Source organism: Dyella kyungheensis, from assembly GCF_049913195.1.
Taxonomy (GTDB): domain Bacteria; phylum Pseudomonadota; class Gammaproteobacteria; order Xanthomonadales; family Rhodanobacteraceae; genus Dyella; species Dyella kyungheensis.
On the sequence record NZ_CP183983.1, the window covers coordinates 2,144,145 to 2,156,727 of the forward strand.

Genomic DNA, 12,583 nt, shown 5'->3' on the forward strand with positions numbered 1-12,583 from the left:
TTCAGCTGGTTTTGGCAGAATGGCGCGTCATGCGTGCCACATCAAGCCAGCTCGTCCTCAGCCTTTGCCTTCTTTTATGGGCAGTTATGCCGTTGTCCGCGCGGGCCGACGTGGCGCTGGGCGCCAAAAAGGTCAGCGTGCCGGGCCTGACCATGCAGGCGGTGCAGTCGCAGATCGGCGAAGACGGGCAGGGCGGCCTCAAGCTGAGCCTGCGCGCGGCCAAGGCCGACGTGCCTGCGATGGGCTGGAAGCGGGTGGGCGTGGATCTGCAGGGCGTCCTGCAGCGCGACACCCACATGCGCTGGCTATTCGACGGCACCGCCCAGCTCGCCGGTGCGCCCGGCGGTGCCTTGGGCAACGCCAAGGTCTCGATGGTGATCGACGAGGCGGCCAATACGCTGGAGATCAACCTGACCCAGGGAGCCATCCAGGCCAGCACCGCCTTGCCGCTGGATCAGCCCACTCATGCCCAGATCAGCCTCAAGGGCGTGCCGCTCGCCTGGTTGCAGGGCTTGCTGAGCACGGTGTGGTCCGGCCGCGCCACCGGCGGCAAGCTGGATGCGGACATGGCGCTCGATCTGCAGGACAAGGGCCTGCAGGCGTCCGGCCAGTTCGCCTTGAACGGTGGCGGCTTCGACACGCCCGGCGGCGCGTTGGCGGGGCAGGCGGTCAATGGCAATGGCCGGCTCAATATCGATACCACCACCGGGCCTTCGCGCATCGATCTGGATGCCAGCGTGCGTGGCGGCGAATTGCTGCTCGGTCCGATCTTTGCGCGTCTGCCCGATCATCCGGTGCAGTTGAGCCTGTCCGCCGCCAGTCGCAATGGCGCGGTGGAATTCAACCGACTGCGGGTAGCCGATGCCGACGCCCTGCAGTTGGAAGGCGTGATGTCGTTCAACGCCAAGGGCGATCTGCAGCAACTGAAGCTCGATCGCCTGCAGACGCGTTTCCCGGCGGCCTACCAGCGCTACGGCCAGGCGTGGCTGGCCACGCTGGGACTGCGCGACATGCGTATCGACGGACAGCTCAGCGGCAACCTGGATCTCGGCACCGATGGCTTGCGCAGTTTCGCCTTCGATACCGACGGCCTCGATGCCGCCGATGCCGAGGGACGTCTGGCGGTGAAAGGATTGCGCGGCGGTCTCGATTGGAACGCCAGCAGCGATCGTCCTGCCACCACCTTGGGATGGCAGGCCTTGCAGGTCTACCGCATGCCCAATGGCGCGGCGCAGATGCGCTGGCAGAGCCGCGGCGGCGCCCTGAGCCTGCAGCGTGCCGTGGATGTGCCGCTGCTCAACGGTCGCGTGCACGTGGGCGAACTCGAATGGCGTCCCGCCGCTTCCAAGGGACGTCGACTGGAAACCTCGCTGGCCTTTGCCGGGATCGACATGGCGGCGTTCTCGCGCACCATGGGATGGCCGGAATTTCCGGGCACGTTGGGCGGCGCTATCCCCGCTTTGCGCTGGGTGGATGACCGGTTCGAGCTGGAAGGTGGCCTTTCGGTGAATGTGTTCGACGGTTTCGTCGACATCACCCAGCTGAGCCTGCAGGGACCGTTCGGACCGAGCCCGGTACTGACCGGCGACGTGCAACTGCGCCAGCTCGATCTCGCTGCGATGACCAGCGTGTTCGACTTCGGCAGCATCACCGGCCGCATGGACGGTTCCGTCGACGACTTGCGCCTGGTGAACTGGAATCCCGTGGCGTTCAAGGCCAGTCTTCTGGCCGGCAGCGGCGGACGCATCAGCCAGCGTGCGGTGAACAATCTCACCACGGTCGGTGGCGGCGGCATGGCGGCCGGTCTGCAGGGCGCCGTGCTCAAGCTGTTCAAGACCTTCGGTTACAAGCGCATCGGCCTCAACTGCACGCTGCAGGCGTCGGTGTGCCACATGGGGGGCCTCGACAACGACGCCGATGGCTACACTATCGTCGAAGGCAGCGGTTTGCCGCGCCTGCAGGTGATCGGCCATCAAACGCAGGTCGACTGGCCGACCGTGGTGCGCCGATTGAAGGCTGCCATCGAAGGCAACGGACCGGACGTCCGCTAACCCCACCCCGAAGGAGTCTTATATGCGCAAGCTCGTCTATGGATTGCTGACCCTGTTGCTGGTCGCGCTGGTGGGGTGCGTCACCATCAACGTGTATTTTCCCGAAGCGGCGGCGCAGAAGGCGGCTGACCAGTTCATCGGCACCGTGCTCGACAGCGCGGCTCCGGCGCAGCCGACCAAGGACGATCAGCCCGCGCCGCCGAAGAAAGGCAGCCAGCCCTCGGCGATGCTGCTGGACCTGCTGATTCCCGCGGCCTATGCGGCCGATACGCCGAATCTGCGCATCCAGACCGCCACTACCGAGGCGATCCACGGCCGCATGCAGGCGCGTTTTCGTGACACGCTGACGCCGCTGTTCAACAGCGGTGCGGTGGGTTTCACCCAGGACGGCCTGGTCGCCGTGCGCGACGCCGGCAAGCTGCCGCTGGATCAGCGCGCCGGCGTAAATGCCGCCGTGGCGGACGAGAACAGGGATCGCAACGCCCTGTATCGCGAAGTGGCCAATGCCAACAATCACCCGGAATGGGAAGCGCAGATCCGTGCCACCTTCGCCAAGGGCTGGATCGAGCGGGCGCGGCCGGGCTGGTATTATCAGGACCCCTCGGGCGCCTGGAAGCAGAAGTAATCCATTCGCTCACCCGATCACCGCGCCCGGGTCCCGCCGATCCGGGCGCGCGCGTTTTTGGAAGACAGTTCCCGCGATGAAAGAATTCGAAGCCACCATCACCGACCTCAGCCACGACGGCAAGGGAGTCACCCGCATCGACGGCAAAGCCGTGTTCGTCAGCGGCGCGCTGCTGGGCGAAGAGGTCAAGCTGCGCATCCGCAAGCGCCATCGTCATTACGACGAGGCGGAGGTGGTGGAGCTGGTCACCCGTTCGCCGCATCGCGTGGAACCGCGCTGCCGTCATTTCGGCCAGTGCGGCGGTTGCTCGTTGCAGCATCTGGATGCCGCCTCGCAGATCGAAGTGAAGCAGCGCGTGCTGAAGGACAACTTCGAGCGCATCGGCAAGGTTGAGCCGCAGCTGTGGCTGCCGCCGTTGACCGACGAACCCTGGGCCTATCGCCGCAAGGGTCGCCTGTCGGTGCGTTCGGTGGCGAAGAAAGGGCGCGTGCTGGTGGGTTTCCGCGAGGAAAGCAATCCGCGCTTCGTGGCCGACATCAGCCAGTGCGAGGTCGTGCATCCGTCGCTCGGTCCGAAGATCGGCCTGCTGGCCGAGCTGATCAGCGGCATGGATGCGGCGGCCGACATTCCGCAGATCGAATTCGCCGCCGGCGACGACGTGGTGGCACTGGTGTTCCGCCACATGCAGCCGCTGAGCGAACGCGACCAGGCGGCCCTGATCGAGTTCGGCAAGCAGCATGGCTTTGCCATCTACTTGCAGCCGGGCGGCGTCACCAGCGTGCATCCGCTGTGGCCGGAAGCGCCGCGTCTAGCGTTCAACATTCCCAGTGGCGATGCCGCCATCGCCGATGTCGAGCTGGAATTTCGTCCGCTGGATTTCGTGCAGGTCAACGCCGGCATGAATCGCCGCATGATGGCGCGTGCGATGGAGTTGCTCGATCCGCAACCGACCGACCGCGTGCTTGATCTGTTCTGCGGGCTGGGCAACTTCACCCTGCCCATCGGACGGCGCGTGGCCGAAGTGGTGGGTGTGGAAGGCGAACATGGCCTGGTGGAGCGCGCCGCCGAAAACGCAGCGCGCAACGGCATCGCCAACGCGCGCTTCGAAGTGGCCAACCTGTTCGAAGACCAGCGCCACGCGCACTGGGCCAAGCAGTCGTGGGACAAGCTGCTGCTCGATCCGCCGCGCGCGGGTGCCGACAAGGTGCTGGACTATCTGCCGCACAAGGAGACCCAGCGCATCGTCTACGTCTCCTGCCATCCGGGATCGTTGGCGCGCGATGCCGGCATCCTGGTGCAGAAACACGGTTTTCGCTTGAGCGCGGCCGGCGTGATGGATATGTTCCCCCATACCGCACACGTGGAGTCCATCGCCTTGTTCGAGCGCTGAGGCCTTCACCGCTCCGTCACCTATTTCCCCCATCATCGGGTGCAGCATGGGCATCGAGATCGAACGCAAATTCCTCCTGGGCGACGACAGCTGGCGTGACGCCGTCACCGAAAGCGAGCGCATCGCCCAGGGTTACCTGGTCAGCGCGCAGGCGCTGCACGACGGCACGGCGCGGGCATCGGTGCGCGTGCGTCGCACCGGCGAGCGGGCGTGGCTCAACATCAAGTCCGCCCAATTGGGCATCGAGCGTGCCGAGTTCGAATATCCGGTGCCGATCGCCGACGCCGAGCAGATGCTCGCCGAGTTGTGCGATGGCGTGCTGCAGAAGATCCGCCACCACGTCACCGTGGATGGCGTGCTGTTCGAGATCGACGAGTTCTTTGGCGAGAACGCGGGACTGGTGGTGGCCGAGGTGGAATTGCCCAGCACCGATGCGTCGTTTCCGCGCCCCGCCTGGCTGGGCCGCGAAGTGAGCCATCTCGCGCGCTACTACAACGTCAACCTGATCGCTCACCCGTATGCGCGCTGGACGTCCGATGAGCGTCAGGCGGCCGGAGAGCCCACCTCATGTTGATGATCGGCCTGGCTGGCACGGTGTTGGTGGCATCGGAACATGCATGGCTCACGGCGCCGGGCGTTTCCGGCGTGGTGTTGTTCTCGCGCAATTTCAGTTCGCGCGACCAGCTGATCGCGTTGATCGAGGATATCCGCAGCGTCGGCGGCGACGATCTGCTGATCGCCGTGGATCAGGAAGGCGGTCCGGTGCAGCGTTTTCGTGACGGTTTCACGCGGCTCCCGTCGCTGTCGGCGATCGGCGCCGTCTACGACCGCGATGCGGAAGACGCCATCCGCCTGGCCGAAGAACACGCCTGGGTGATGTCGAGCGAGTTGCGCGCCAGCGGCGTGGATTTCAGCTTTGCGCCGGTGGTGGATCTGGCACGCGGCAATGCGGCCATCGGCTTGCGCGCTTTCCATGCCGATCCGGCGGTGGCGGCCGAACTCGGCCAGGCCTATGTGCGCGGCATGCATCTGGGTGGCATGGCGGCGGTGCTCAAACATTTTCCGGGTCACGGCTCGGTGGCGGTGGATACGCACAAGGCGACGGCGGTGGATACGCGCACGCTCGAGGTGATCCGTCGCGACGACCTGCTGCCCTTCGTGGAAGGCATGGCGGCGCACGCCGAAGCGGTGATGGTCGCGCATGTGATCTATCCGGAGGTCGACGCGCAGCCGGCGGGGTTCTCCTCGCGCTGGATCAAGCAGATCCTGCGCAGCGAGCTGGGTTTCAACGGCGCGGTGATCAGCGACGACATCAGCATGGCAGCCGCGGGCGCCGCGGGTGGCGTCACTGGCCGCGTGCATGCGCACCTCGATGCCGGCTGCGATCTCGTGCTCGCCTGTTTCCCCGACGTGGTGGACGAAGCGATTGCCGCCGTGCGCGGCCGACCCGCTGCCGCACCCGAACGCATCGCCGCCTTGCGCGGCGACGTGGCCTCCACCTGGGACGGCCTCAACGACAACCCACAGCGTGAACGTTTCATCGCGCGCATCGCGGCGTTGCACGCCGTGGAAGGACAAGCTCAGGCATGACCACCTCCAACCCTTCGCTGGCCGCGGCACTCGCCGGGGCCGACCTGTTGTTCGATCGCGCGGCGCTGGAGTCGGTGATCGTCGACATGGGTCGCGACATCGATGCGGCGCTCGATGGCGAACGCGCCGTGTTCCTCACCGTGATGAACGGCGCGCTGATCTTTGCGGGCCATCTCGCGCTGGCGATCCGCACGGATGTCGAGTTCGACTACGTGCACGCGACCCGTTATCGCGGCGCCACCTCGGGCAGCGAGTTGCATTGGCTGCGCGAGCCGGCCGTGGATCTCACCGATCGCGTGGTCCTGCTGGTCGACGACATCCTCGACGAAGGCCATACCTTGAAGGCGGTTCGCGACGACTGCCTGCGCCGGGGCGCACGACGCGTGCTGGTGGTGAGCCTGTGCACCAAGCAGCACGATCGCCTGGTCGACGGCATCAAGGCCGACTTCAACGGCGTCGAACTGCCGGATCGTTACGTATTCGGTTTCGGCATGGACTATCACGAGCAGGGCCGCAACCTGCCGGGTATCTACGCGCTCAAGTAAAACGCGCAGGCTGGCCGTAACGACCACGGAGTAGAGGCATGAACGTACTGGGGATTTCCGGCAGCCTGCGGCAGGCGTCGTTCAATACCGCGTTGTTGCACGCGGCGCAGGAGCTCGCGCCGGCCGGGATGAACATCGTCATTCATCGCCTGCACGCGCTGCCGCTGTTCGACCAGGACGTGGAAGAGCAGGGCGACCCCGCCCCGGTGGCCGAGTTCAAGGATGCCATCGAGCGCGCGGACGGCCTGCTGTTCGCCTGTCCGGAATACAACGGCGGCATCACCGGTGTGCTGAAGAATGCAGTCGACTGGGCCTCGCGCCTGGGCAAGACGCGCAAGGTTGCGGCGCTCGCCGGCAAGACCATCTGCATCATCGGGGCGAGCCCTGGCATCACCGGCACGGTACGGGCGCAGGACCAGCTTCGCCTGATTCTCCGCCGCGCGGGTGCGCGCACCGAACCGCAGGGCGACGTGCTGGTGTTCCAGGCGCACACCAAGATCATCGACGGGCGGCTGGCTGATGAGCGCACGCGTGAGGCGCTGGGTCGCCATCTCGCCGGCTTCGGCGAACGGCTGGCGGCGACCTCGAAAGACTTCTGACTTGAATACAGGAACGCATCGTGAGCATCGATCTGGCTGTCATCGGCGGCAGTGGCTTGTACAACTTCCCCGGGTTGGAGAACTCCTCGCGGCATAGCATCGATACGCCGTTCGGCGCCGCCTCGGGCGACGTGGTGACCGGCGACTTCGCCGGCCGCAAGCTGGCCTTCCTGGCGCGCCATGGCGAGAGCCACACGGTGCCGCCGCATCGGGTGAACTACCGCGCCAACCTGTGGGCGTTGCATTCGCTGGGCGCTCGCAAGGTGATCGGCGTCAACGCGGTGGGTGGGATTCGCGCCGACATGGGCCCCCGCGTGATCGTGGTGCCCGATCAGATCATCGACTACACCCATGGCCGCTACACGAGTTTTTGCGACGTGGAAGGTGCCGAGGTGCGCCATATCGATTTCAGCGAACCGTATACCGAGTCGCTGCGGCGCGAGCTGATCGATGCGGCTGCCAAGGCTGACATCGCTGTCATTGACGGCGGTTGCTACGGCGCCACGCAGGGGCCTCGCCTCGAAACCCGGGCGGAGATCGCCCGCATGAAGCGCGACGGGTGCGATCTGGTCGGCATGACGGGCATGCCCGAGGCCGTGCTTGCCCGCGAACTGGAGCTGCCCTATGCCTGTCTGGCGCTGGTGGCGAACTTCGCCGCCGGTTGCGGCGACGAGGCCGAAATCAGCATCGAGGAAATCTTCGCCCACCTGGCGGCAGCCACGGCCGAGGTGCCTCGGATTCTGGGTCATTTGCTTAAAAGCTGAGCAGCCGGTGGGGTTTTGATCGTGTCAAAGCTCCCCCTGTATTGCGCTTTGGCATAAAACATGTTGATACTTCCGTTGTGCCAGGGGCGGCGGACCAAGGGGTCAAGGTGGTTCAGCGCTTACCGTGGTGCATCCAGTCCATGATTCAGAGGTTCACGCAATGCGTTTCGGTACGGTCAAGTGGTTCAACGACGCCAAGGGTTTCGGCTTCATCGCGCCTGAGGACGGTGGGGAGGACGTGTTCGTCCACTTTTCGGCAATCAACTCCAAGGGCTTCCGTAGCCTGCAGGAAGGTCAGCGCGTGAAGTTCGAAGTCACCACGGGCCCGAAGGGCGCCCAGGCTTCGGGCGTCGAAATCGCCGGCTAATGTCGGCGAACCGGCGCCTGCGCCGGTCATCGATGTGAGGAAGCCCCGCGTCGCAAGGCGCGGGGCTTTCTTTTTTTTGTCTTTGGGGTGGAGATGCGATGACGGATCGTAGAGGGTTTCTCAAGGCTTCCGTGCTGGGGGCTTCGGCAGTGGCACTCGCCGGCGGCGCACATGCGTTGACCGGTGCGAGCGGGACGAACAAGGGCAGCACCGGTGCGCGCGTGATCTCGACCTGGGATTTCGGCGTGGCCGCCAACCAGGCCGCATGGGGCGTGCTGTCCAAGGGCGGCAACGCGCTGGATGCGGTCGAGGCGGGCGTGATGATTCCCGAGGCCGACCTCAAGAATCACAGCGTGGGTCGTGCCGGCTACCCGGACCGCGACGGCCATGTGTCGCTGGACGCCAGCATCATGGACGCCGATGGCAGCTGCGGCGCGGTGGCCGCGCTGGAGCACATCGCGCATCCGATCCAGGTGGCGCGCCGCGTGATGGAGCGCACGCCGCACGTCTTGCTGGTGGGCGATGGCGCCCTGCAGTTCGCGCTGGAGCAGGGCTTTCCCCGGGAAGAACTGCTGACGCCCGAATCCGAGGCGGCCTGGAAGGAGTGGCTGAAGACGGCGCACTACCAGCCGTCGGCCAACAGCGAAGTGCGCGACTACGGCAAGACCGGCATGCCGGGCGGCAAGGACAACCACGACACCATCGGCATGCTGGCCATCGATGCCAACGGCCGCCTGGCCGGTGCCTGCACCACCAGCGGCATGGCGTGGAAGATGCGCGGACGCGTGGGCGACAGCCCCATCATCGGTGCCGGCCTGTACGTCGACGGCGATGTCGGTGGGGCGACCTCGACCGGCGTGGGCGAGGAAGTGATCCGCAACGTCGGCAGCTTCCTGGTGGTGGAGTTGATGCGCCATGGCCGCTCGCCGCAGGACGCCTGCCGCGAGGCGGTGATGCGCATCGTCAAGCGTCGGCCTGCGGCGTCTAAGGATCTGCAGGTGGGCTTCCTCGCCATGAACAAGCATGGCGAAGTGGGCGCGTTCGCGATCCAGTCGGGCTTCTCCTATGCGGTCTGCGATGCGACCAAGCAGGACGGCCTGATCCCCTCCAAGAGCGTGTACTGATGGCAAGACGGCTGCTCGAGGTCGCTGCCAATTCGCTGGCATCCGCGCTGGCCGCGCAGGCGGGCGGCGCGGACCGGGTGGAGTTGTGCACCGGCCTGGAGCTGGGCGGGCTCACGCCATCCATGGCGCAGATCGCCCAGGTGCGCGAGCGCCTGAGCATCCCGCTGTACGTGCTGATCCGCCCGCGTGCCGGCGACTTCCTCTACAACGACGACGAACTGGACGTGATGCAGCACGACATCGAGACCTGCCTTTCGCTGGGTTGCGATGGCGTGGTGTTCGGCGTGCTCGATGCGGATGCCCGCGTCGATCTGGCGCGCTGCAAACCGCTGCTTTCGGCGGCGGGCGGCATGGGCGTGACCTTCCATCGCGCGTTCGACATGGCGCGCGATCTGCCTCGGGCGTTGGAAGATGTCGTGGCCCTGGGGGCGGAGCGCGTGCTTACCTCCGGTGGTGCGGTATCTGCGATCGCCGGTGCCGATACGATCCACCAGCTGATCGAGCAGGCCGCTGGCCGCATCGTGGTGATGCCGGGCGCGGGCGTGCGGGCTACGAATATCGCCGGGCTCGCGCAGGCGACCGGCGCCTCGGAGATCCACGCCTCGGCCAAGGGCGTGCTGCCCTCGGGCATGCATTGGAGCAATCCGGTCTTGACCGACATGGCCTCGGGCGAGGTCCGCAGCGACGTGGACGAAGTGCATGCCCTGGTAGCCGCGCTCCACTCGCCAGCCTGATTCGCTGTCATTCAGGCCGATGGCGCCGTAAGCTCGACCCCGCATCCCCCATCTTCGAGAGAGTCCATGGCATGGACGAGCGGAGCGGCAGGCGAGGTGTTCGAGCGGCGCTGACCCTGGCGCTGGGCGTGCGGCCATGAGTGCGCCGCAGGAGACCGCCGCCTCGGCGACGCTCGTCCTGCGCCGCTGGCCTCGTTTGCTGTCCACCGCCGCGGTCATCGTCGCCGCCACCATCTTTGGGCTGAGCTACAGCCTCTCCGCGCCGCTGATCGCCATGAGCCTGGCGGCAAGCGGGCATTCCGGCAGCTACATCGGCCTCAATGCGGCCATGCATGCGCTGGGCGTGTTGTTGATCGCCCCCGTGATGCCGACCCTTGCTGCACGCTTCGGCGCGCGGACGCTGGCGGTGGCGGCCCTGGTGGTCACGGCCGTCGTACTGGCTGCGTTCGCGCGGGTCACCGAGGTGACATGGTGGTTTCCGATGCGCGTGGTGCTGGGCATGGCGGCCGAAGTCTTGTTCGTGATGTCCGAGACCTGGACCAACGTGCTCAGCACGGAGCAGGCGCGCGGTCGCACCATGGCCGTCTATACCGCCGCGTTGTCGCTGGGCATGGTGCTGGGGCCGGCCTTGCTTTCGGTGCTGGGGGTGGATGCGCGAGCCTATCTCGCCGGTGCGGCGATCGCGCTGGCCGCGGTGGCATTCATCCTGCCGCCCTGGGTGGTGGCTCCGCAGCGAAGTGTGCCCGAGCGGGCGCAGCCCCTGCGTTATATACGCCTGGCGCCGATTGCCCTGGCCACCACCGTATTGAACGCGGGCGTGGAGACCGCGGGACTTTCCTTCATCTCGTTGTATGCCACGCAACTGGGCTGGACCGAAGCGCGCGCCATGCAGCTGATCTCCGTGCTGATGCTTGGCGCCATCGTGTTGCAGTTGCCCATTGGCTGGCTGGCGGACAAGGTCGACAAGCGGCGCCTGGTGCTGGCGCTGGCCGCGATTTCGGCGGTGGCGGCGTTGTTCTGGCCGTTCGCGTTGCGCGAAACCTGGCTGGCGTTCGCCGTGGTGTTCGTGTGGGGCGGACTGTTCGTCGGCATCTACACCGTGATGCTGGCGATGGTGGGCAGTCGTTTCCAGGGCAACGATCTGGTCGGCGTCTATGCCGTGATGGGGCTGGCATGGGGCCTGGGCGCGCTGGTGGGGCCGACACTCGCGGGCGTGGCGATGGGCGTGAATGCGCTGTTCGGCTTGCCGGGGATCATTGCGCTGGGCTGCGCTGTATTCGCGGTATTCCTTGCCAGGTCGCGCAGCGAAACCTGAGCAGCGCTGCGTCCGCAGGTGGTTCGAACGATGGAGTCGTCACATGGTGCAGTTGGGCTTGCTTCTGTTGGGTAGCGATTTCATCCGGCGGCGCTGGCTGATCCTGGCCATTGGCGGCATTGCCTGGGCGGCGTTGGGCGTGGCGATCTTCATCGACGCGCTGGACAACGTGCTGTATTTCCCGGTGCATGTGTTCGGCTATCTGCTGGTGGTCGAGGCGGTGGTCACGCTGGCGGTGTCGTCGCCCAGGCCCGGCACCTCGGCGGCGTTGCGCAAGGCGCGTGGGGTGGTGTTCCTGATCCTGGGCTTGTTGATCGTCGACCCGCATCATGCGGCGAGCGTGATCCTGGCGATGGCGTTTGGCCTCGCGTTTCTGGTCGACGGCATCTTTCGCATCGCGGCGGCGCTGGTGGTGCGCTTTCGCGGTTGGCGACTGTCGTTACTCACCGGTCTGCTCGAGGTGGGCTTTGCCGTTTTCATGGTCGAGCCGTATCCCACCTTCTACGCGGGCACGGTGCCGTATTGCATCGGCATGGGCCTGTTCCTCTCCGGTTGCGGCATGTTCCGGCAGGCCTGGCGACTGAAGAAACTGCCCGATCACGCTGTGCTTTCCTGGCTATTGATGCGCGACGTATCGGTCGCCGACGCAGGCTTCACGCCCGAACCGTTGGACGATGTCGCGGGCGATCTGGTGGTTTACGTATGGACGCCCACTGGCTCCGTCGAAGACGCCGTGCCCCAGCCGCTGGTGGATCGCTATATCGCGGCAGTGGATGCGAAGGGCGTGATCTCTACGGGGCACGCGGCGTTGGGATGTCCGCCTGGGGTGTATGTCAGTCATTATCCGGCGGTCGAAATCGATCGCTCCAGCGGAGACTTCACCCGCATGCTGCGCGCCACGGCCATCAACGACGTGCCCGGAAAATTCCAGCCCAGTTACGCGGAGGAATCGGCAGGTTGGTGCGAATCGAACGCCGAAGTGCGTTTCGACCGCTACGATCGCCAGCGCCTGCTGGCGTTTTGGAAGCGCTACCGCGAAGACACCACCTACAACCTCACCAATCGCAATTGCAGCAGCACCGTGGCGCATTGCCTGGAGGCTGCATTGGAAGGGTCGTCGGCAAAACGCGGCTTCCTGCGCACCATGGTCAATCCGGAACTATGGGTGGCCGCGCAATTGCGCAAACGCGCCGAGGCGATGGCGTGGACGCCCGGATTTGTGCTCGATTACGCGCGCGCCCTCAAGGCTGCCATCCATCCCACGCCGCTGGGCTGGTACACGCTGGTCGCCTCGATCAAGCGCTTCTGGCGCTACGCGCGGATGATCCGTCGAGGCGAGCCGATGAGTGACTCGTCGTTGGGAGACAAGGCGAACCCCCGCGCTGCGCGCAAGCGTTCGATTGAGTGAAACGAGGGACCGTGCATCGGAAGAGCGCACCACGGATTGCTCCGATGGTATGACTCATGCTCTTATGCCGC

The 12,583-nt window shown here is 66.0% G+C and carries 13 protein-coding genes; all 13 read left to right on the plus strand.

Annotated features, from left to right (window positions below; genetic code table 11):
* Positions 1–29: 29 nt before the first annotated feature.
* On the plus strand, positions 30–2,051 hold the full coding sequence (locus tag ACN9MB_RS09625) for a hypothetical protein (protein WP_426271628.1): 2,022 nt from the start codon (positions 30–32) through the stop codon (positions 2,049–2,051).
* A gap of 22 nt (positions 2,052–2,073) precedes the next feature.
* Positions 2,074–2,676, plus strand: coding sequence for a YdbL family protein (locus ACN9MB_RS09630; protein ID WP_426271629.1), 603 nt, complete (start codon positions 2,074–2,076; stop codon positions 2,674–2,676).
* Between the two features lie 76 nt (positions 2,677–2,752).
* Positions 2,753–4,066: a 23S rRNA (uracil(1939)-C(5))-methyltransferase RlmD gene (gene rlmD, locus ACN9MB_RS09635; RefSeq protein WP_426271630.1), complete on the plus strand. Its 1,314-nt coding sequence runs from the start codon at positions 2,753–2,755 to the stop codon at positions 4,064–4,066.
* 46 nt (positions 4,067–4,112) lie between these two features.
* Positions 4,113–4,640, plus strand: a complete 528-nt coding sequence (locus tag ACN9MB_RS09640) for a CYTH domain-containing protein (protein WP_426271631.1) — start codon at positions 4,113–4,115, stop codon at positions 4,638–4,640.
* Entirely contained in the window at positions 4,634–5,656 is a 1,023-nt protein-coding gene (gene nagZ / locus ACN9MB_RS09645) for a beta-N-acetylhexosaminidase (RefSeq protein WP_426271632.1), read from the plus strand. Before ACN9MB_RS09640 ends, nagZ begins: the two co-directional genes overlap by 7 nt.
* The gene (locus ACN9MB_RS09650) at positions 5,653–6,201 is read left to right on the plus strand and encodes a hypoxanthine-guanine phosphoribosyltransferase (RefSeq protein WP_204635706.1); all 549 of its coding nucleotides are present in this window, start codon (positions 5,653–5,655) and stop codon (positions 6,199–6,201) included. Before nagZ ends, ACN9MB_RS09650 begins: the two co-directional genes overlap by 4 nt.
* A 38-nt stretch (positions 6,202–6,239) precedes the next feature.
* Positions 6,240–6,800 (plus strand): NADPH-dependent FMN reductase, encoded by a 561-nt coding sequence (locus ACN9MB_RS09655; RefSeq protein ID WP_426271633.1) that lies wholly within the window; start codon positions 6,240–6,242, stop codon positions 6,798–6,800.
* Positions 6,801–6,820: 20 nt separating this feature from the next.
* Positions 6,821–7,564, plus strand: coding sequence for an S-methyl-5'-thioinosine phosphorylase (locus tag ACN9MB_RS09660; protein WP_426271634.1), 744 nt, complete (start codon positions 6,821–6,823; stop codon positions 7,562–7,564).
* 160 nt (positions 7,565–7,724) lie between these two features.
* Positions 7,725–7,931: a cold-shock protein gene (locus tag ACN9MB_RS09665; RefSeq protein WP_026633225.1), complete on the plus strand. Its 207-nt coding sequence runs from the start codon at positions 7,725–7,727 to the stop codon at positions 7,929–7,931.
* Positions 7,932–8,029: 98 nt separating this feature from the next.
* Positions 8,030–9,055, plus strand: coding sequence for a N(4)-(beta-N-acetylglucosaminyl)-L-asparaginase (locus ACN9MB_RS09670; RefSeq protein ID WP_426271635.1), 1,026 nt, complete (start codon positions 8,030–8,032; stop codon positions 9,053–9,055).
* Positions 9,055–9,789, plus strand: coding sequence for a copper homeostasis protein CutC (locus ACN9MB_RS09675; RefSeq protein WP_426271636.1), 735 nt, complete (start codon positions 9,055–9,057; stop codon positions 9,787–9,789). Before ACN9MB_RS09670 ends, ACN9MB_RS09675 begins: the two co-directional genes overlap by 1 nt.
* Positions 9,790–9,925: 136 nt before the next feature.
* Positions 9,926–11,104, plus strand: coding sequence for an MFS transporter (locus tag ACN9MB_RS09680; protein WP_426271637.1), 1,179 nt, complete (start codon positions 9,926–9,928; stop codon positions 11,102–11,104).
* Between the two features lie 43 nt (positions 11,105–11,147).
* Positions 11,148–12,512: an HdeD family acid-resistance protein gene (locus ACN9MB_RS09685; RefSeq protein ID WP_426271638.1), complete on the plus strand. Its 1,365-nt coding sequence runs from the start codon at positions 11,148–11,150 to the stop codon at positions 12,510–12,512.
* Positions 12,513–12,583 lie beyond the last annotated feature (71 nt).